Source organism: Microlunatus elymi, from assembly GCF_007362775.1.
In the GTDB taxonomy this organism is placed as follows: Bacteria; Actinomycetota; Actinomycetes; order Propionibacteriales; family Propionibacteriaceae; genus Microlunatus; species Microlunatus elymi.
This window is the reverse complement of sequence record NZ_CP041692.1, coordinates 4,372,798-4,392,446: the sequence shown is the minus strand read 5'-3', so window position 1 is coordinate 4,392,446 and position 19,649 is coordinate 4,372,798. Positions and strand designations below refer to the sequence as shown.

Annotated in this window: 15 protein-coding genes; 7 read left to right on the top strand and 8 right to left on the bottom strand. The window is 67.2% G+C overall.

Translation table 11 applies throughout. The features are described from left to right. The first annotated feature begins 4 nt into the window (after positions 1-4). A complete protein-coding gene (locus FOE78_RS19925; protein WP_143987826.1) occupies positions 5-994 on the top strand; it encodes a helix-turn-helix transcriptional regulator in 990 nt (329 codons plus the stop codon). A gap of 220 nt (positions 995-1,214) precedes the next feature. Here the strand turns inward: FOE78_RS19925 and FOE78_RS19920 are convergent, their stop codons facing one another. Together FOE78_RS19920 and FOE78_RS19915 are read right to left on the bottom strand one after the other, a co-directional pair. Continuing rightward, the gene (locus FOE78_RS19920; RefSeq protein ID WP_143987825.1) at positions 1,215-1,805 is read right to left on the bottom strand and encodes a hypothetical protein; all 591 of its coding nucleotides are present in this window, start codon (positions 1,803-1,805) and stop codon (positions 1,215-1,217) included. A gap of 331 nt (positions 1,806-2,136) precedes the next feature. Then, positions 2,137-3,519 (bottom strand): MFS transporter, encoded by a 1,383-nt coding sequence (locus FOE78_RS19915; RefSeq protein WP_210414687.1) that lies wholly within the window; start codon positions 3,517-3,519, stop codon positions 2,137-2,139. 27 nt (positions 3,520-3,546) lie between these two features. Here FOE78_RS19915 and FOE78_RS19910 point away from each other — a divergent pair, with 27 nt between their 5' ends. Beyond that, the gene (locus FOE78_RS19910) at positions 3,547-4,017 is read left to right on the top strand and encodes a globin domain-containing protein (RefSeq protein ID WP_143987824.1); all 471 of its coding nucleotides are present in this window, start codon (positions 3,547-3,549) and stop codon (positions 4,015-4,017) included. Positions 4,018-4,080: 63 nt separating this feature from the next. On the opposite strand, the gene FOE78_RS19905 is transcribed toward FOE78_RS19910, so the two are convergent. Further along, entirely contained in the window at positions 4,081-5,172 is a 1,092-nt protein-coding gene (locus FOE78_RS19905) for an ATP-binding protein (RefSeq protein ID WP_143987823.1), read from the bottom strand. Positions 5,173-5,324: 152 nt separating this feature from the next. On the opposite strand from FOE78_RS19905, the gene FOE78_RS19900 reads away from it, so the two are divergent. Beyond that, on the top strand, positions 5,325-6,056 hold the full coding sequence (locus FOE78_RS19900) for an LOG family protein (protein WP_143987822.1): 732 nt from the start codon (positions 5,325-5,327) through the stop codon (positions 6,054-6,056). Positions 6,057-6,071: 15 nt separating this feature from the next. On the opposite strand, the gene FOE78_RS19895 is transcribed toward FOE78_RS19900, so the two are convergent. Together FOE78_RS19895 and FOE78_RS19890 are read right to left on the bottom strand one after the other, a co-directional pair. After that, positions 6,072-8,129 carry a penicillin acylase family protein gene (locus tag FOE78_RS19895; protein WP_143987821.1) on the bottom strand — a complete coding sequence of 686 codons (2,058 nt, stop codon included), beginning with the start codon at positions 8,127-8,129 and terminating at the stop codon, positions 6,072-6,074. 2 nt (positions 8,130-8,131) lie between these two features. Further along, a complete protein-coding gene (locus FOE78_RS19890) occupies positions 8,132-9,403 on the bottom strand; it encodes a GNAT family N-acetyltransferase (protein WP_143987820.1) in 1,272 nt (423 codons plus the stop codon). A gap of 159 nt (positions 9,404-9,562) precedes the next feature. On the opposite strand from FOE78_RS19890, the gene FOE78_RS19885 reads away from it, so the two are divergent. After that, positions 9,563-10,999, top strand: a complete 1,437-nt coding sequence (locus FOE78_RS19885) for a GH1 family beta-glucosidase (RefSeq protein WP_143987819.1) — start codon at positions 9,563-9,565, stop codon at positions 10,997-10,999. Here the strand turns inward: FOE78_RS19885 and FOE78_RS19880 are convergent, their stop codons facing one another. Both FOE78_RS19880 and FOE78_RS19875 read right to left on the bottom strand, forming a co-directional pair. Then, complete coding sequence (locus tag FOE78_RS19880; RefSeq protein WP_143987818.1) at positions 11,000-11,734, bottom strand: alpha/beta fold hydrolase; 735 nt, start codon at positions 11,732-11,734, stop codon at positions 11,000-11,002. It abuts the gene before it with no gap. A 49-nt stretch (positions 11,735-11,783) separates the two neighbouring features. Then, positions 11,784-12,734, bottom strand: coding sequence for an alpha/beta hydrolase (locus FOE78_RS19875; RefSeq protein ID WP_143987817.1), 951 nt, complete (start codon positions 12,732-12,734; stop codon positions 11,784-11,786). 151 nt (positions 12,735-12,885) lie between these two features. Between FOE78_RS19875 and FOE78_RS19870 the strand changes: the two genes are divergently transcribed. The 3 genes from FOE78_RS19870 (at position 12,886) to FOE78_RS19860 (ending at position 19,397) form a co-directional block, all read left to right on the top strand. Beyond that, the gene (locus FOE78_RS19870) at positions 12,886-15,648 is read left to right on the top strand and encodes an ATP-binding protein (protein ID WP_143987816.1); all 2,763 of its coding nucleotides are present in this window, start codon (positions 12,886-12,888) and stop codon (positions 15,646-15,648) included. Positions 15,649-15,829: 181 nt separating this feature from the next. After that, the gene (locus FOE78_RS19865; protein WP_143987815.1) at positions 15,830-16,537 is read left to right on the top strand and encodes a sigma-70 family RNA polymerase sigma factor; all 708 of its coding nucleotides are present in this window, start codon (positions 15,830-15,832) and stop codon (positions 16,535-16,537) included. A 49-nt stretch (positions 16,538-16,586) separates the two neighbouring features. Further along, positions 16,587-19,397, top strand: a complete 2,811-nt coding sequence (locus FOE78_RS19860; protein WP_143987814.1) for an ATP-binding protein — start codon at positions 16,587-16,589, stop codon at positions 19,395-19,397. On the opposite strand, the gene FOE78_RS19855 is transcribed toward FOE78_RS19860, so the two are convergent. Next, positions 19,358-19,588, bottom strand: coding sequence for a hypothetical protein (locus tag FOE78_RS19855; protein WP_143987813.1), 231 nt, complete (start codon positions 19,586-19,588; stop codon positions 19,358-19,360). The genes FOE78_RS19860 and FOE78_RS19855 overlap by 40 nt on opposite strands. Between the last annotated feature and the right edge of the window lie 61 nt (positions 19,589-19,649).

Sequence of the window (19,649 nt, the reverse complement as noted above, 5' to 3'; positions counted from 1 at the left end):
GGCAATGGCCGACACCACCGCACGGGCACTGCGCCTGCTCGAACTGCTGCAGTCCGCGCAGCAGCGCACCGTCACCGAACTGGCCGAACGCCTCGGCGTCGACGAGCGGACCGTTCGCCGAGACGTGGCTCGGCTGTTCGACCTCGGAGTGCCCGTCGAGACGGTGCGCGGCCGGTACGGCGGCTATCGGCTGGCACCCGGACACCGCATCCTCCCGCTCATGTTCAGCAAGCAGGAAGTGGTCGCGGTGTACCTGGGGCTCGCCGAGGCGCCGGCGGCCACGCCCGAACGCGAGGTTGCCGCACAGACAGCGCTGGCCAAGGTCAAACGAGCGCTCCCGACTGTCGATGCGCAGCGGATCGACGAACTGCTCACAGCGATGACCCATACATCGAGTGCCGGCGAAGTCACGCCGGACCCGTCCGTGATGTTGACACTGGCCGAGGCGGTGAACCTGCGGCACGTGCTTGACCTGCGCTACCTCGACCGCGATGGCGTTGCGTCGAGGCGCACCATCCACCCATATGGCCTGGTCGCACACCTGAGCCGGTGGTATCTCGTCGCGTTCGACCGGGAGAAGCAGCAGGAGCGGACGTTCCGGGTCGACCGCATCAGGACGGCCCGGCAGACCTCCGGGACCTTTTCGCGGCCGCGACATCCGGTTGACGAAGATCGTCTGCTCGACCGGTTCGCCGATGCGGACTATCGATGGCAGGTGGTGCTGCGGATCCGAGCAACCCAGAAGCACATCCGGGCATACCTGCCGGCCGGAGTGGCCAGACTGGAGCGGCTCGATCCTGCGGCCGATGCCACCCAGGACGACCGAGCCCGGCCGTGGCATCGGGCCGAGATCCACGCCCAGAACCTGGACTGGCTGCCGTCAGTGATCGCGGCTCTCGGCTGCGAGGTGGTGATCGATCGCCCCCAGGAGCTCAAAGAGCAGGTCCGCGCTGCGGCGACCAGGATGCTTAAGGCAGCCGACGGGAGGCGATGATCGCCGGTCAGCAGACAATGGACCCGTCGTGATCACCGATCGCGGTGAGCCTGCCGAGCGGCTGAACTGCAGGTCCTGTCCCGAGGCCGGAGCGCGACGCCTACATTGCGGCGACGGCGTCACCGGTGGCATGCACCCGAGAGACCTGGACGCTATCCGCGGCCGCTCTGCGCACGCCGCGTGAAGGCCCCGCCGGCGAACCGGCGGGGCGAGTTGGTGATCAGGCCGTCTCGAACCACGGGTGGTGCAAGTCGTAGAAGGTGGCGTCGGCCATCATCGTCTCGAGTGACCGCCGGACGTCCTCGGGCGGTTCTTGACGCTCACCGTCGCGGGCCGCTGCCTCGCTGGTGAAGGCGACCGTTTCGGTGAACGTGCCGTCGTCCTCGATCGCCAGAGTGGCGCCGAGAATCTCCGGCCGCATCTCGTGCAGCATGGTGGTGTCGGCCATCATCGCCTTCAGCGCCGACGGATCGTCCACTTTTCCGCGGATGATCTGGACGAACCCGGCGTCGTCGGAGCCGCCATCCATCATCAACGTCACATCGTCGCAGTCGTGGAACGTGATCGGCGCGTCCATGCAGGCCGCGAACTCCTCGGCCCAGGCCGACTGCTCCGGACGCTGGGAGTTTGCCATCGCGGACTCGCGGGAATCGAAGCGGACCACGCCGACGAACGTGTCGTCGTCGGTGAAGCCGTACGTGCCGCCGAGCCAGCCGGTGGCGCCGGGACTGAGATCACTGCGCCAGCGATCGGCCAGCGCGTGAAGCTCGTCTTGTTTGGTGCACTTGCCCTGGATGATTTGAATGAACACGAATGGCCTCCTTGCGCGTAAGGCCGCCCCCGACCGAGGGTGGTCGTGTGCTCAATTCACGACTCTAAGCCGAACGGAACTGCCTGTAGCCAAAGGAAACAGACTCACCTCGGCGACCCCCGTGGGGTCGGGTGTGAACCCGACTCGAGCGGATCGTCCGGTGCTGGTGCCGCCCGCCTACCTCACAGCCGCGCGCAAAACCTGCTCGCGCACCCGATATTCGGCATGCGGGAGTGAGGTTTGCGCGCGGCTGTTCCGTGTGCCACCGGACCTCGTGGTCGCGAGGTGACGATCGTCCCGCCGATCTCGTCGACTGAGCCGGATGGCCGGGTCAGACAGCCGGTTCGCGGGCGGATCGCCTCCGGTCCGCGGCCGGCTCGGGCACCGTGATGAAGCGGGCCGCGATCGCGCCGATCGCGGTCAGCACGAAGGGATAGACGCAGAGATACATCCGGAACGCGAACCCCGGCTGATCACCCGGATCGCGGCCGGAGTTGTAGCCGAAGAAGACGCCGAGCGAGGTCAACGCCAGGCCGCTGACGATGCCGTTCAGCCGGCCGAAGGTGCCGAACGCGGACAGAAACAGCCCCTCGCGATGTTCGCCGTTGCGCTCGGCGTCGTTGTCCAGCACCCGAGCAACGATCAGGTCGTTGTTCGCCAGCATGCCCGACCAGCCGGCGCCGACCAGCACGCCGGCGGCCAGCGCCGTGACCAACCCGTGCGCGAGGAACAGTCCGATGAAACTGACCGCCAAGATCGCGAAGGCCAATCGCCAGGACCACAGTGCGCCGCGACGAGCCACCACCCGGGTCCAGATCGCCAGCCCGCCGACCGACATGATGATCACCACGCCCTGCAGATAGAGCGCGCTGGACACCGCCAGACCCAGCGAATAGCGCACGTACAGCTGGACGCCGGACAGCACCATCGCCATCGCGATGCCGTAACAGGCGCCGACCAGACCGACCTTCCAGAACAACGGGTTGGCGATGATCGAGCGGATGCCGGCGATCAGTCGCGGCCGCTGATCCGTTGCATAGTGCGGATTCTCCCGGATCCCGATCACCATGAAGATGATCACCGCGGCCGCAATCACCCCGTAGACGATCGCCGTAGTGGTGAAGCCGACGGTCGAACGTTCCGATCCCAGCACACTGGTCGTCAACGCCGGCGTCACCGCCAAGGAGATCACCAGCGCTGCCAGCTGGAAGCCCTGCCGCAGCGAATTCGCCTTGGCCCGTTTGCGTTCGTGCGGATACAGCTCCGGCAGCAGCGCGCCGTAGTTGGCGTTCAGCACCGAGTCGCAGGCCTCGCACAGGATCGCGAACACGGCGAACCAGATCACCAGGCCGATCCCGTCCAGCGAGGTCGGTGCGGAGAAGAAGCCGATCATGCTCGCGGCCAACAGCGGGCCGGCGATCACCAACCACGGTCGCCGCCGGCCGAATCGGGTCCGGGTCCGATCGGACAGGTAGCCGAGCACCGGGTTGTCCAGCGCGTCGATCACCGCATAAACCGTCATCACCACGCCGTACGCTCGGACGTCGAGTCCGAGGATGTCAACGTAGTAAAGGATCATCGACCCCTTCACCATGTTGATCGGGATCGACGTGCCGAACATGCCGATGGCATAACGCCAGGGCGGCGTGGGGCGGACCATCGGCGGTGAAGCGGCGTCGCCCGACGGCGGCGCCGGCCGGAGATGCTCGGACACGGTAGGCATCCTGCCATGATGGGGACCATGACAACGACGTTGTACGAGGCCGCGGGCGGGGCCGAGGGGATGCTCCGGCTGGCCTACGCGTGGCATCGGCGGTGCATGGCCGACCCGCTGGCCAGCCATCCGTTTAGCCACCCCGGCCAGCACCCGCAGCACAGCGAGCGGCTGGCGGCGTACTGGGGTGAGGCGATCGGTGGACCTCCGGCATACACCGAATCCATGGGCGACGAGACACAGGTAGTCCGGATGCACGTCGGCAACGGCGAACATGAAGAACTGAACCGTCGGTGCATCGAGCTTTTCGAGCTCGCCCTGGTCGACGCGGACCTGCCTCACGAAACCCGGGGACCGCTGCTGGACTACTTCAGTTGGGCCACGTACCAGATGATGGGCGAGCCACGCGAGCGCGACGCCATCCCGGACGGACTGGAGTTGCCGCATTGGGGATGGGACGGCTTGGTGACTGGGCAGCGACCGCCTGACCACCCCTGATTCGGGTAGCGAGCGCGAGGCGGTTGGCCGGCGCTTGAGGGCGCGGGCCTTGTTCTGGCCAGGTCAGGCGCGGATGGGAACGCCGACGTCGGAACCGCCCTCGACCGTCAGCCGGCGGCCCATCCTGGCGATCGTCGGCTCGGAGACGAATCCGCCGGCGAACAGGGCCTGACCCTGGGTGAAGTGCGGCGACTCCTGGATCAGATGCGACGGGGCATAGCCGAAGACGTCGGCCAGCTCGCCGAGATCACGCGGCGAACTCATCCGCATCAGCCCGAGGTTGTCGCACTGGGACAGGACGTTCGGATGGATCTTGGTCGGCCGCTGCGTCGACAGCAGCAGCCACAGCCCGAACTTTCGTCCCTCGGCAGCGATCTGGACGATCTGGTCCACCAACGCCCGCTCGACCAGTGTCTGCGGATTGGGCGGGCAGAGGTTGTGCGCCTCGTCGATCACGATCAGCACCGGCCGCCGCTCCTCGCGTTGCCGCCACAGATGCTCCAGCACACTCAATGCGGCCACTGCGGACTCGCCCCGATGGGTGAAGCCACCAAGATCAAGTACGGTCGCTGACGGACGCTCGTCCACGACGTCGGTGACCGAACGCCCGCCCCAGGCCCAGAGCTCCCATTCCAACACCTGCAGGTTCTCCACCCGCCTGCCGATCGCTCGCTCCCCGGGATCGTCGGAGTGATGGATCATCTCCAGGTAGCTGTCCCGATCCCAGGATTCCGGGCGCCGCTCGTCGATGTGCAGGAGGACGTTGTACTCGTCCAGATCTGTGATCGGGTCCAGCCGCAAGGTGGCCGCCTTGGTGGCCACGTCAAGATCGAGGAACCGGGTCTGCAGTCGCTCGCCGCCGCGGGTGCCGGAGTTCAGCACGCGTACGTCGGCAGCTGCCAGGCGCTCCGACTCGGCCGCCGAGGCATGCGGCAGCGTCTCGGCCAGCCGGACGTAGTCGGAGTTCGGGTCCATGATCAGCAACGGCAGATCGGTGTTCAGCAGCAGTTGCTCCAGCACGACGCCGAGCGCGTACGACTTGCCCGAGCCGCTCTGGCCGCACCAGAACGTGTGCCGATTGAACTTGTCGGCGCGCAGGGCCACCTGCTGATCGGGGTTGCCGGCCGCCGTACCGATCGGAAGCGTGTTGCTCATCGAAGTGCTCCTGAGTTGATCACGCGCCAACTCTAGGGGGTGACGGTGACCCGGTGATCGCAATGTCGCAGTCGGCTGCCACGGGTGTGAGTGAGAGGCAAGGACACCGAGTAGCGTGAGCGGACCGTCGTCGAATCCGGGGAGCAACAGTCATGGTGGAGTCCAAGATCAAGGGAGCGTTGATCCAACGCCGTGCGCAGGTGGAGCAGAAGACCACCGATCAGCGGTTGCTGGATGAGCGCGGCCCGGCCGACTGGGTGCACACCGATCCCTGGCGGGTGCTGCGGATGCAGGCCGAATTCGTCGAGGGCTTCGGCGCGCTGGCCGAGCTCGGTCCGGCGGTCGCGATCTTCGGCTCGGCTCGCACCAAACCCGAGGATCCGCGGTATGCGACCGCGGAGGAGTTGGGCGGAAAGCTCGCTCAGGCAGGGTTCGCGGTGATCACCGGCGGTGGCCCGGGCACGATGGAGGCAGCCAACAAGGGTGCCTGCCAGGCGGGCGGCGTCAGCGTCGGGTTGAACATCGAGTTGCCCTTCGAACAGGGGCTGAACGAGTGGGTCGACGTGGGGGTGAACTTCCGCTATTTCTTCGCCCGGAAGACCATGTTCGTCAAGTACAGCCAGGGTTTCGTTGTGCTGCCCGGTGGTTTCGGCACCTTCGACGAGCTGTTCGAGGCGATCACCCTGGTGCAGACCGGCAAGATCACCAGGTTCCCGATCGTGCTGTTCGGCGTCGACTACTGGTCGGGATTGCTGGCCTGGTTGGAGAAAGCCGTCCTCGCCGACGGCAACATCGCGGCCGCCGATCTCGACATCATCAAGCTCACCGATGACGTCGACGAGGTGGTTCGGATCATGGTCGAGGCCGACGGTCTGGCGGCCTGACGCGGATCCCGGTGTTCACTCTTCCTTGATCAACTGTGCCCAGTCAGTGATCACCGGCAGCAGCTCGCCGCGCGCCCAGGAGCCGTGTTGATCAAGGTGATGCGGGCTGTCCGGGCGACCGGACGAGCCGAACGGCACCACCCACCGGCTGGCCGATCGATCGCTCAGATCCCAGGCATAGCGGGTGACCGAGGCGAACGAGCACTCGTGACTGATGCCGGGGGAGGAGTGCGTGCAGAACACGCAGCCGGTGTCGCCGGCCAACCTCGTTTGCGGCATCGGCGGTACGTGATCATCGGCCAGATCGGTCAGCGCATGAACCGCGGACAGCCGGTGTACGTCGCCCCACGTCCCGTGCGGCGGGTCAGCCGCAACCGCCTCCAAGGCGCTGACCACACCGGCGTTCAGGTCCAGCCCGAGACGATCGGCGTTGGCACAGATGGTGTCGAAGGACGATCCGATCCGGTACGGGACGTTCATCACCGCGTCGTAGAGCGCGGGCAGCGGATCCGGATCGTGCAGGCGGGCCAGTGCGGGTTGTTCCAGCAGCCAGTCGATCATGGCCTCCCGCCAGGCCGCGTACAGCAGGGCCGGCCGGCTGTCCGCCGTCATCTCGGCGTCCCAGTCCACCAGCTCGTCCTTGATCAACTTCGCCGGTCCGTCGACCTCGGCAGCGCGGATCAGTTCCACCGCGCGCCCGCCCGGACCGCTCCGGACGTCGCGGTGGATGATCGACATCGCCTCGGCGTCGGCCGACCGCGGCGGCAACGCGCCGAGCCGTCGGCGGATTCGGGTGGCCCGCCAGTCGGAGGCGTAGTAGCGACCCAGTCCGCCGCCGCTGGCGCGGTCGTTGCCGTTGGCGGTCAGGTCGGTGACCTCGTCGTACGGCACCTGGGCGTAGTCGCCGGTCCAGGCGTGGCGAGGGTCCCAGGCCGGCACCGGGACATCCAGATTGCGATCGTCCCGGATCGGCACCCGGCCGGCGATCAGATGGCGTACTGCGCCGGCGCGGTCGGCGATCAACGCACTGTTCACCGGCTCGACCCAGTGCGACAACGCGGCCGTGACGTCGTCGACGGTGCGTGCACGCAGGAGCGGCAGCAGGGCGCCGAAACCGAGATCTGCCTCAACCTGGGACGGCGTCCGCAGGCTGATCGTCGGGCCGTCCGGCTCGTCGATGATCACCGGGCCGCGCTCGGTGATGTTGATCTTCACCGGTACCGGTTCGCCGCCGCGAACCATGATCAACTCCTCGCTGTGGCGGACCGGGCGCCAGCCGTCCGGACCTCGGGCGCTGAGTTGATCACCGTCGGCGCGCAGCTCCTCCAGGAAGAGATCCTGGTAGTCGGCCATCGCGTTGGTGATCGCCCATGCCACCTCGCCGGCATGGCCGAAATGCTGGATGCCCGGGACACCGGGGAAGCTGAACCCGATCACGTCGAACTCCGGACAGGCCAACCGGACCTGCTGATACACCCCCGGAAAGTCCATCGTGCGATGGGAATCGCCGGCGATCATCGGCAGTCCACCGCGAGCGCGATCGCCGGTCACCGCCCAGGCGTTGCTGCCCGGACTGTCCTCGATCGCCGACTCCAGCAGCCCGATCGCCCCCTGGCCGAGCCGCTGGTCGATGTGCCGGCGCCACAGCTTGTACGGAAAACCGCCGAAAAGCAGTTGCTGGACGGCGAAAACGGCCAACGGCGTCCACGGCTGCCAACGGCCGGGCCCGATCTCCAGGCTGACGAACTCGTACGCTCCGGCGGCGCCGGCATCGAGCCCGTCGTTGACGCCGTCGACGTAGGCGGTACACCAGTTCCGGGTCCGGGGGTCCAGTCGATCGAAGCCGCGGCGCGCGGTCTCGTCGATCCGTGCTCGGCGGGCGAATCGGTCGAAGGTGACGCCCGCGCTGCCGACCACCTCTGCGGTACGCCCCTCGGCCCGGCGCCGGTTCCACTCCAACTGCCAGGCCCGGTCGGTGGCGGCGATCCGGCCCTGCAACCGGGCCAGCTCGTCGACGCTGTCGGCCCGCAAGTGCGGGATGCCCCACGGGTCCCGGAAAACCTCGGCGACCATGTCTAGAAGAAGTCCCGGCAGAACGGCGCTCGCGGTCCGGCAAAGGCCGCCGAGACTCGCTGCACCGCACCGGCCGTGTGTTCGACGACCTGGCCGGCTACAGCAAGATCGCGAACCGGGGTACCGCCCAGATAGATCATCGCGAGCTGGCGCGCGGTCAGGCTCAGGTCCGGTGTGTGATCGGTCCTGCTGACGTCTGCACCGTCGGGTCCACCAGCCAGCCGGAAGCGGCCGCCGGCCTCGGGCAGGAAGGAGTCCTCGATCTCCAGCACAAGATCAACTTCCTGCGCGTACGTCCTGGCCTGCAAGGCCGTCGGCACGTCGACGATCCGGGCGTAGGTGGCGTCGCCCAACTCGGTCTTGATCATCCGCGGGTTGGCGGCCAACTGCAGCAGCGGCTCGTCGGTCGGTGCGACATGCCGCCGGAACGCTCGAATCAGATCCAGATCCAGCAGCCAGCGCCAGAGCGCTGCATAGGCCTGGGGATCGGCAGCATCAAGATCACCGATGATGACCTCGCCGCCGAGATCGGTGATCGAACTGTCTTCCTTGATTCGGAAATTGGCGAATCCGTCCGGCGTACCGTCGGCGGCGAAGTGCAGGACGAAGCGCAGCGGGCCGGCGCCGTGCCGGTTGCGTTCCGGATCGTGCTGATTGCGGCGCCACCAGGCATCACTGCGATGCAGATGACCGGGCCGATCGGTGAAGATCGTTTCCCGCAACGGCGCCGCTGCGGCCAAGTAGGCATCGGCGGTGACCTCGTCCGCGGACCCGTCGCCAAGATCAACTTCGCGCAGGAATCCCAACTCCCGGGTCTGTCCGGACAGATTGAACCGGCGGGTGACCTGGCCGTAGCCGAACCGGCCGTAGATCGACGACTCACTGGCCCACAGCAAGGCGACAGGCTCCTCGCCCCGTTCGCGCAGCCCGGTCAGCTGGTGCCGCATCATCTGCGTCAGCAGCCCGCGTCGGCGATGGCCGGGCGTCACGGTCACGTCGGTCACCGCGGCGGTCGGCACCGAGCCGCCGGGAACGGCCATCCTTTGGGCGAAGGACAGGGTGGTGCTGACCCAACGATCACCGGAGCAGAATCCGAAGCAGCGATCGACGTCGGTCATCGCCCGCTGGATCTCCAGGTCGTCGGCGTGCAACTCACTGTGGAAGCCGCGCGCCACGACGGTGAAGTAGTTCTCGAAGTCCTGTTCGGTCAGCGGGCTGAGGGTCAGTTCGCTGCGGTGAGGGGGAGTGTGGGTCGGGGACGCGACGTCTGTCATGTCTGGAGTCAATCATGGCCGCCGTATCCGTGGCGAGCGTGTTCGAACGGTGCGAGCGTGCTCAGGTTTCATCGGAGCGAATAGCCTCATTCGCGGATGAAGCGGTTAAGTTGGCCTTCGACAGCAGTCGCTTCGGCGACGAACCAGGAGAGGCAGCACATGACGTCAACCAGCGCCGCGACGCGGCCAAGCAGCCAACTCGACTTCGGTACGGACTTCCTGTTCGGCTCCGCGACCGCGGCCTATCAGGTCGAGGGCGCGGCGGACGAGGACGGCCGCGGCCGCTCCATCTGGGACACCTTCAGCCATACCCCGGGCAAGGTGCTGAACGGTGACACCGGCGACGTTGCCGTTGATCATTACCACCGGCTCGAGGCCGACCTTGATCTGATGCAGCGACTGGGGCTGGGTGCGTACCGGTTCTCCATCTCCTGGCCCCGGATCCAGCCGACCGGCAGCGGCCCGGCCAATCAGGCCGGCCTGGACTTCTACTCCCGACTGGTGGACGGGCTGCTGGCACGCGACATCCTGCCGGTCGCGACCCTCTATCACTGGGATCTGCCACAGACCCTGGAGGACGAGGGCGGTTGGCCAGTCCGTGCCACCGCCGAACGGTTCGCCGCCTATGCAGACATCGTCGGTCGTGCACTCGGCGATCGGGTCGCGGTCTGGACCACCCTGAACGAGCCGTGGTGCGCGGCCTACCTGGGGTACGCGGCCGGGGTGCACGCGCCGGGGCGGACCGAGCCCGCGGCGGCACTGCGCGCCGTGCACCACCTCAATCTGGCCCACGGGCTGGGCATCGAGGCATTGCGAGGTGTGGTCAGCAACGACCCGCGGTATTCGGTCACCCATAATCTGCATGTGATCCGGCCCGAGGGCCCGACCGGTCCGGAGGCGGTACGTCGGCTGGACGCGCTGGGCAACCGCGCCTTCACCGGCCCGATGCTGCGTGGCGCCTACCCGGACGACCTGATCGCGGACACCGCGACGATCACCGACTGGCCCTTCGTCGCCGATGATGATCTTGCCGTCATTCACCAGCCGATCGACGTGCTCGGGATCAACTACTACTCGACCAGCCGGGTCCGGCTCTGGGACGGTGCCGGCGCCAAGCAGCGCGCCGACAGCCATCCGGCCGGCGGCGCCTCGCCCTGGCCGGGCACCGACGACATCGAATTCCTGCCGCAACCGGGCCCGTACACCGAGATGGGTTGGAACATCGAACCGGAAGGGCTCTACGACCTGCTGCTCTCGGTTCATGATCAATTCCCGGGGCAGCAGTTGATGATCACCGAGAACGGCGCCGCCTTCGCCGACCAGGTGACCATGGTCGACGGCCGGCCACGGGTGCAGGATCGGGACCGGATCGACTACCTGCAACGACATCTGGCCGCGGTGCATCGGGCGATCGAGGACGGTGTCGACGTGCGTGGCTACTTCGTCTGGTCGCTGCTGGACAACTTCGAGTGGAGCTTCGGCTACAGCAAGCGGTTCGGCATCGTCCGGGTCGACTACGACACCCTGGAACGGATCGAGAAGGACAGTGCCCGCTGGTACGCCGAACTCGCCCGGACCGGCGTCCTCCCCGGCTGATCACGCCACCTCAGCGACAGGGCAACCGTTGACGGCTTCCACAATCACTCCGGCGACGTCGTCCGGCCGGGACACGGCGACCGCGTGAGATGCGCCCGGCACCTCTCGGACACCGCGGGCGCCGGCTCGCTCGGCCGCGAAGCGCTGCAGCGTGGGCGGAATGTTGCGGTCCTGGTCTGGGACGACGAACCACGACGGCAGTGACTTCCAGGCCGGATCAGGTGTCGGCAGTCCCTCGCTCAGTGCGTCCTCGGCGACCGGCCGCTGGGTACGGGCCATGACGCCGGCCACGGACTGCGGCACGTCGGCAGCGAACTGTTCAGCGTACGTGTCCAGGCGGATGGTCAACTCGTTGCCGCCGCTGCTCACGGGGTAGGACGTCAACGCTTGGCCCAGCGTGCTGCCAGGGAACTGGGTCGACAGACCGAGGGCGCTCTCGCCGGTGTCCGGAGCGAAGGCTGCGACGTAGCCGAGGCCGACGACCGCCGGATTATTCGCGGCTGCCTCGGTGATCACCATGCCACCGTACGAATGGCCGACGAGCAGCACCGGCCCGCCGACGCCGGCGATAACGTCACGCAGATAGGCGGCATCCCCGGTGAGGGTGCGCAGCGGGTTCGCGACCGCGATGGCATCGATGCCGCGGCCGTACAAGTTGTGCAGGACCGCGTTCCAGCTGGCCGATTCGGCGAATGCGCCGTGCACCAGCAACACGGTCGGGGTTGAATTGCTCATGATCATCTCCTGTAGTTGATGCGGATGTCAGGCTGTGCTTGATGTGGAGTCAGGCAGGGCGAAGTGCCTTGCGCAGAACGAAGATCGCCTGTTCGATCGCGGCAGTGCTGGCCGCGGTTGCCCGCAGCGGGTTGAGCATCATGAAGTCGTGAATCGTGCCGTTGTAGCGGACCGCCGTGGTCCGGACGCCAGCATCGAGCAGTCGACGGGCGTACGCTTCGCCCTCGTCTCGGAGCACGTCGCTCTCGTCGACGATCACGAACGCGTCGGGTAGCCCGGCGAGGTCGGCCAGCGTCGCCCGCAGCGGCGAGACCGTGATCTGATCGCGGGCGGACAGGTCCGGCAGGTAAGCGTCCCAGAACCACCTCATCGACGCGGCCCGGAGATACGGTCCGTGGGCGAATTCGAGATAGCTCTCGGTGTCCTGTTTGGCATCGGTGACTGGGTAGTAGAGCGACTGGTGGCAGAAAGCCACGTCACCGCGTTGCTTGGCCAGGATCGTCACCGCCGCGGTCATGTTGCCGCCGACCGAATCGCCGGCGATCGCCAGGTGGTCGGCGTCGAGGCCATGCTCTGCGCCGTGCTGGCGAATCCACTGAGCGGTGGCATACGCCTGCTCGATCGCGACCGGGTAGCGTGCCTCGGGTGAACGGTCGTACTCGACAAACACGACTGCGGCATCGACGCCCATGGCGAGCTCACGGACCAGCCGATCGTGCGTTCCGGAGTTGCCCAGCACCCAGCCGCCGCCGTGCAGATAGAGCACCGTCGGCAGCGATCCGGTGCTGCCGACTGGTTTCACAATTCTGACTTGTACGTCGCCGACGGCTGCTGGTACGACGACCCAGGTCTCGTCGATGTCAGGCTTGGCCACCGGCGCTGCCTGCAGGTCGTCAAGGACCTTTCGTGCCTGATCAACGGTGAGCTCGAACAGGTACGGCGGCTGCTCGGTCGCATCGGCCAGCCGCTGTGCCTCGGGCTCGAGGAAATGCTCGGTCATGGGAGGTTCCTTCGTGGGATCAAACGGAGCGGTATCTCTCACCTGGAGCGACCATGCGGCAGGTCTCGGATGTGACGGCGGGTTCGAGCAATCACACCCAGTTCGCCCGCGAAGGGCGGCCGCGAAGTAACCTCGGGCGAGGCCATCTGCGATGTCACCAACCAACGACACCGACCCCGGGCACTCCCTGCGCGGAAGGCGCAGGGAGCGCGAGGCCTTGGCTCGGTTGGTCGAGAAGGCCCGAGCCGGGCAGAGCGAGGTCTTGGTGGTGCGGGGTGCGGCCGGCATCGGCAAGACCGCACTGCTGGAGTTCCTGGCCGATCGGGCCGCGGAATGCCACCTGGCGAGGGCAGCCGGCGTCCAGGCGGAGATGGAGCTGCCGTACGCCGGTTTGCACCAGTTGTGCGGCCCGTTCCTGGGCCCGATCGCCGAGTTGCCTCCCCCGCAGCGAGACGCGTTGGAGACGTCCTTCGGGATCAAGCTGGGACCGCCGCCGGACCGATTCCTGGTCGGCCTGGCGACCCTCAGCCTGCTCGCAGAAGTCGCGGGCGAGCGACCGCTGATCTGTCTGATCGACGACGTTCAATGGTGGGATCGATCCTCGGTCCAGGTGCTCGCATTCGTCGCGCGGCGGTTGCTCGCCGAGCCGATTGTGCTGGTGTTCGCCACCCGTGAGGAGGATGACTCCGACTTCCGCGGCCTCCCCGAGTTGAGACTGCAGGGGTTGGACACGTTTGACGCGGGGGCTCTGCTCGATTCGATCATCCCGGGTCGAATCGACGCCCACGTTCGCAGCCGGATCATCGCCGAGACCGGTGGCAACCCGCTGGCTCTGATCGAACTGCCGAGCCGGCTCGATCCACGTCTGACCGGTGGCTTCGCGATCCCCAGCCCCCGGCCGATCACCGAACAACTGCAGGACAGCTACGCGCGTCGCATCGCCGCGCTGCCGGAGCCGACGAGACAACTACTGCAGATCGCTGCGGTCGAGCCGACCGGCGACGCGGCACTGCTGTGGCGCGCGGTCGACCTCCTCGGGATCGATGCCGACGCTGCCTTGCCCGCCGAGTCGGCAGGGTTGATCAGTATCGGCAATCGGGTCAGGTTCCGGCACCCGCTGCTGCGGGCGACTGTTCACGCCGCCGCCACCGCACAAGATCGACAACGTGCGCACCAGGCGCTCGCCGAAGCGATCGACGCCGACCTCGACCCAGACCGTCGGGCCTGGCATCGAGCACTGGCCGCCCGAACCGCCGACGAGGAGGTAGCGGCCGAACTGCAATCCTCGGCCGACCGGGCCAGACAGCGTGGCGGCGTGGCGGCCGAGGCGGCCCTGCTGGAGCGTGCCGTGCAGCTGACGCCCGAGCCACGTAGGAGAGGCGAACGAGCGCTGGCTGCGGCTGGGGCCAAGCTGCGGGCCGGTGCGGTCGACGAAACCCTGAGCCTGCTCGCCATCGCCGAAACCAGTCCACTGTCGGATTCCGATCGAGCCAAAGCGGCGTTGGTCAGGGCCCAGAGCCGGTTCGTCGCGGACCGGGGACGCGACGCGGTGCCGCTCTTGCTGCAAGCCGCGCGTCGGCTCGAACCGATCGATCCCCGTCTGGCCATGGACACCTTTCTGGAAGCGATCTCGGCTGCGATGTTCGCCGGCCGGTTGGCGGGCTCGCCGAACGTCGCCCAGGTTGCGCGCGACGCCCGGTCCGGCACGGTCTCCCGATCGCGAGACAGCCTTGGTGATCAACTTCTGCGGGCTCTGACCGCGCGGTTCAGCGACGGCTATCGGGCATCGATCGACTCCGTCCGGGCCATGCTGCAGGCCATCTGCGACGGCGAACTCACCGCCGGGCAGCTGCGCTACCTGTGGCTGGCCGCTGCTACGGCGGCCGACGTCTGGGACGGCGAGAGTTGGCAGCGCCTGGCGACCGAGCACGTACGGATCGCCCGCGAGACCGGTTCTCTGACCGAGCTTCCGCTGGCGCTGAACTCGCGGGCCGTGGTCCACCTGTTTGCCGGTGAGGGGGACGCGGCGGCATCGCTGGTGGCCGAGATCCCGAACGTCACCGCGAGCACCGGCACGCATGTTGCCGCATACGCGGCGATGGCGCTCGCCGCCTGGCGCGGGGACGCGGGAAGTGCGCGCACTTTGATCGAGACCAACTTGGCCGACGTGCGCGCGCGTGGTGAAGGCGTAGGCGTGGCAATGTCCTACTGGGCCGAAGCGTTGCTCGAGCTCGGACTCGGCAACTACGAAGCGGCGCTGAGTGCGGCGACCGACGCCGCTTCGTACCCCGACGAGCTGGCGGTCCCGAAGTGGGCGATGAGCGAGATGATCGAAGCGGCAGCCGGAGCCGGGCACCGCGACCTAGCTTTCGAGGTACTGGAGAGACTGGCCGAATTCGCCACGGTCAGCGGGACGGACTGGGCTCTGGGCGTCGAGGCCAGGGGGCGGGCGCTCCTGGCAGGAGACAGCGCGGCCGACAACGCATTTCGTGAATCGATCGGCCGGCTCGGCACGACCCGGATGGTGGCTGAACTGGCCCGCAGCCGGTTGCTGTACGGCGAATGGTTACATCGCGGCGGTCGGCGAGCCGAGGCTCGCACGGAGTTGACGACCGCCCATGAGCTGTTCACGACGATGGGCGCCGTTGGCTTCGCTCAACGCGCCCGGCGGACACTGCGAGCAGTCGGCGTCACCGTGCAAGCGCAAAGTCTCGACGCGGCCGCAACTCTGACGGGGCAGGAAGCTCAGATTGCCCGGCTCGCCAGCGACGGGCTGACCAATCCCGAGATCGGCGCCCAACTGTTCCTCAGTCCGCACACGGTCGAATGGCACCTCAGGAAGGTGTACAACAAGCTCGGGGTGCGCTCCCGCAAGCGACTGGCCGACAAGCTACCGGCCAGAAGCACCAACTGATCGTCGGAGCATCGGCGCCGACACATGCAGCCACCAGTGATCAGTGGTGGCCCAGGCACCGGTGCGTGGTTGTGTGGCCCCGCGTCACACCACGCAACTCCAGGGCGCGAGCCGCTGTACGAACGCCCGACGCTGGCACGACCACGGCAACTCTGCCGCGGTCGAGCTGGAGGAGTCTGCAATGTCAGCGTCATTTCTGGAAGTTCCCTCGGCGCTTCCGTGCGCCGGTTACCGGTCGGCCGCGGGTGAGGTCGAGTGGGAGCAAGACGTGCGGGTCTTTCTCGCAGAACGCGATGGATTGCTGCGGATCGTGCGACGAATCGTCGGTGACGCCGATACGGCCGAGGACCTGGTTCAGGAAGCATGGATCCGCTGGCAGCACGCGGATCGGCGTGTGGTGCAGAACCCGGCTGCATTCCTCACCACGACCGCCACCCGGCTGGCCATCAACCTGATCCACTCGGCTCGTCATCGCCACGAGACAACGGCCGAGATCTTCCCAGATCGAGCCAGGGAGGGCCAGCTGATGCAGCCTGGGCGGGACGACCCGATTGGCGAACCGGGGCAGGAAGCCGATGTCGAGTTGATCATCGAGTATCTCTTGACCAGGCTGAACCCCGCCGAACTGGCTGCCTGTCTGTTGCGGAAGTCCTTCGACTACCCGTACGCCGAGATAGCTCGGGTGCTGAGCGTCAGCGTTGCCAATGCACGCCAATTGGTCTCCCGGTCCCGGACGAGAATCCAAGGGCCGCGGATCCGACTCGCAGACGTCCGCACTGGGCGTCGGCTGACCGCGGCTTTCATGAGCGCCGCGCAGTCCGGCGATCTGACACACCTGGAGGGCGTTCTCCGTGACCACCTGTTAGGTCAGCAAGCGCGCGCTGCCTGACCCGGATCTGCTCACGACCGGTAGTCTCCTGCCTCGGGGGATATACCGCATGAGGAGATGGGCTGAATCGGGTGACGCGCGGCCAGACCTGATCGGTCGGAGCGCCGAGCGTCGGATTATCGACCGGCTGATCGACGACATTCACGGTGGCCGGAGTGCCTCGTTGGTGCTACACGGCGAGCCAGGCATCGGCAAGACCGCTCTGCTCGACTACGCGATGTGGCGCGCCGCGGATTGCCGGCTGGCTCGCGCGGCGGGAGTTGAGTCCGAGGAGGAACTCGCCTTCGGCGGGCTGCATCAGCTGTGCGCGCCGTTCCTTGATCAACTCGATCGGTTGCCGTCGCCGCAGCTCGACGCCCTCGGCACAGCGTTCGGTCTGGTCTTGGGCGATCCGCCCGATCGGTTCCTGATCGGATTATCGGTGTTGAACCTTCTTGCCGAGGTTGCCGCGGATCGACCGCTGGTCTGCTTGATCGATGATGCTCAATGGCTCGATCGGGCCAGCGCCGAGACGCTGGCATTCGTCGCTCGGCGCCTGGTCGCTGACTCCGTCCTGTTGGTCTTCGCGATCCGTGACCCGATCGGTGGTCACATTCTGGACGGCCTGGAGCGACTTCGGTTGCGTGGCCTGGATGATCATCACGCCCGCGCGTTGCTGGCGACGATGCGGGTCGGCCCGTTTGACAACCGGATCCGGGATCGGATCGTTGCCGAGACGCAGGGAAATCCACTGGCGTTACTCGAGTCGTGGACAGGGTTGGACTCCGCCGAACCCATCGATGGACTTATGCCCTCGGGCGGCCAGCATTCGGCGGGTCACATCGAGCGAGGGTTTCTGCGTCGGCTGGCGGCTCTGCCTCCGCAGACCCGGCAGCTCGCCCTGATTGCTGCGGCCGAGCCGATCGGAGACGTGGATCTGCTGCGTCGGGCCGCCTCGTTCGCCGGCATCGACGTCGTAGCCGCCCTGGCAGCTGTCGTCGACGCGGAACTGATCAGGGTTGACGGCTCGGTGACTTTCCGGCACCCGCTGGTTCGGTCGGTGGCGTACGAGGCAGGGACGCCGGTGCAGCGGCAGGAAGCGCATCGCGTTCTGGCCAGAGCAACCGACCCCGTGACCGATCCGGACCGTCGGGCCTGGCATCTTGCCCGAGCGAGCGTCGGACCGGACGAGACTGCTGCGGCGGCTCTGGAGGCGTCTGCCGGCCGAGCCCGCTCGCGAGGCGGTCTGTCCGCTGCTGCTTCCTTCCTGGACCGCGCCGCACAGCTCACGGCTGACCCGGCACAACGCGGCGCGCGGACCTTGGCAGCCGCCGAGGCCAGGTACCAGGCGGGTGCGTTCGCCGAGGCGTTGGAGCTGCTGGATGCCGCCGACCTCAGCCGAATGGACGACCTCGGCCGGACTCGTGCCGAGCTCGTGCGTGGGCAGATCATGTTCGCCGCGCGAAGCGCCAGCGCAGGGTTGCCGATCCTGCTGGCCGCGGCCGGGCAGTTGCAGACACTGGACCCGACGTTGGCCCGCGAGACCTATCGAGACGCCGGCTACGCGGCCCTCACTGCCGGACAGCTGTCCAGCACAGACGGCCTTGAGCAGTTCGCCGCGGCCTACCGGACGATGCCGCGGAGCCCGAATCCGTGCCGCGGTGAGGTCTTGCTGGACGGCCTGACCCGGGTGATCACCCAGAGATATTCAGCCGGCGTGCCACTGCTGCTGCGGGCGGTCGCCGACTTCTGCGATCCGGACATCTCGATCGCTGAAGGGTTGGGGTGGTTGCCGCTGGCGAGCCGGATGGCGCACAACGGGTGGGACTTCGGCAACTGGTCGGTGTTGTCGGCCCGGTTGGTCGACTTGGCGCGCGAGTCCGGTGCGTTGTCGATATTGCCCTCCGCGTTGCTGCTTCGGCTGTCCAATCGGGTGTATGCGGGCGATCTGGCCGGCGCCGATTCGCTGGCTGCCGAGGCGCTGGCGATCGGGGAGGTCACCGGCAGCAGCTTCTTCGCCCATTACGGACAGCTGGTCCTCCAGCCATGGCGAGGCGACGGGCCGAGCACGCGCGCCGCGATTGCATCGATCAGAGGTGATCTTGCGCTGTCCGGCGAGGGCAAGGTTTTCACCGCGACGGAATGGGCGACGGCAGTTCTGCACAACGGCCACGGCCGGTATGAAGACGCGTTGGCCGCGGCACGCCGGGGTGCGGCCCATCCGCAGGAGTTGGGCTTGTCCACGTGGTCGATGATCGAGCTTGTCGAGGCCGCGGTGCACGTCGGCCGACCGGAGCAGGCTCATGCCGCGATTGAGCGCATTCGTGAGCTCACCGAGGCGAGCGGAACCGATTGGGCGCTGGGCACCCGTGCCCAAGTGCTGGCCCAGATCAGTCACGGCGCCAAGGCAGAGGAGCTTTTCCGCGAAGCTATCGACCGGTTGCGGCCCATCGGGGTGCGGATCCAGACAGCCCGGCTTCGCTTGTTGTACGGCGAATGGCTGCGGCGGAAGAATCGCCGGGTCGATGCCCGGGCTCAACTCGGCATGGCGCACGAGGTGTTGAGGGACAGTGGTGCAACGGCCTTCGCCGACCGCGCGCGTCGTGAGTATGAAGCCACCGGCGGCACGCTGCGTCGGTCACCATCGAGAACGAATCGGCCCGGCGAGGAGTTGACGCCGCAGGAGTTACAGATCGCCCTACTCGCTGCCGACGGCCTGAGCAATCCCGAGATCGGTGCTCGGCTGTTCATCAGTCCACACACCGTGGAATGGCATCTGCGCAAGGTTTTCGGCAAGCTCGGCATCCGATCTCGCCGTCGGATCGCGGACCGCCTCCCAGATCAGCGATCTCGTTTTTCCGGGGAGAGCCACGCCGGCTGATCGGACCCGTGCTCGTACAATGCAGCTACCTCGACGGCGTCACGGAGGCTGCGCAGCCTGATGTCGTACGCCTCGGTGTCGGGATCTTCGATGTTGTTGGGATCCGCGACCGACTCGGTCAATTCGATTTCGGTCTCCACCTCTGCTCGTAGATGGAGGAGGTTCACTCGGGCGCCGGTCTGGTCGGCCATGGTTGTCTCCTTCGCTTGCGCCGAACTGGCTTCCGCCGATCTCTCCTCTCGACCGCGCTCG

What these genes read in the sequence shown, in the direction of transcription:
- FOE78_RS19925 (WP_143987826.1), top strand. Translation starts at nt 5, where the DNA reads ATGGCCGACACCACCGCACGGGCACTGCGCCTGCTCGAACTGCTGCAG.
- FOE78_RS19910 (WP_143987824.1), top strand. Translation starts at nt 3,547, where the DNA reads ATGACAACGACGTTGTACGAGGCCGCGGGCGGGGCCGAGGGGATGCTC.
- FOE78_RS19905 (WP_143987823.1), bottom strand. Translation starts at nt 5,172, where the DNA reads ATGAGCAACACGCTTCCGATCGGTACGGCGGCCGGCAACCCCGATCAG.
- FOE78_RS19900 (WP_143987822.1), top strand. Translation starts at nt 5,325, where the DNA reads ATGGTGGAGTCCAAGATCAAGGGAGCGTTGATCCAACGCCGTGCGCAG.
- FOE78_RS19895 (WP_143987821.1), bottom strand. Translation starts at nt 8,129, where the DNA reads ATGGTCGCCGAGGTTTTCCGGGACCCGTGGGGCATCCCGCACTTGCGG.
- FOE78_RS19890 (WP_143987820.1), bottom strand. Translation starts at nt 9,403, where the DNA reads ATGACAGACGTCGCGTCCCCGACCCACACTCCCCCTCACCGCAGCGAA.
- FOE78_RS19885 (WP_143987819.1), top strand. Translation starts at nt 9,563, where the DNA reads ATGACGTCAACCAGCGCCGCGACGCGGCCAAGCAGCCAACTCGACTTC.
- FOE78_RS19880 (WP_143987818.1), bottom strand. Translation starts at nt 11,734, where the DNA reads ATGAGCAATTCAACCCCGACCGTGTTGCTGGTGCACGGCGCATTCGCC.
- FOE78_RS19875 (WP_143987817.1), bottom strand. Translation starts at nt 12,734, where the DNA reads ATGACCGAGCATTTCCTCGAGCCCGAGGCACAGCGGCTGGCCGATGCG.
- FOE78_RS19870 (WP_143987816.1), top strand. Translation starts at nt 12,886, where the DNA reads ATGTCACCAACCAACGACACCGACCCCGGGCACTCCCTGCGCGGAAGG.
- FOE78_RS19865 (WP_143987815.1), top strand. Translation starts at nt 15,830, where the DNA reads ATGTCAGCGTCATTTCTGGAAGTTCCCTCGGCGCTTCCGTGCGCCGGT.
- FOE78_RS19860 (WP_143987814.1), top strand. Translation starts at nt 16,587, where the DNA reads ATGAGGAGATGGGCTGAATCGGGTGACGCGCGGCCAGACCTGATCGGT.
- FOE78_RS19855 (WP_143987813.1), bottom strand. Translation starts at nt 19,588, where the DNA reads ATGGCCGACCAGACCGGCGCCCGAGTGAACCTCCTCCATCTACGAGCA.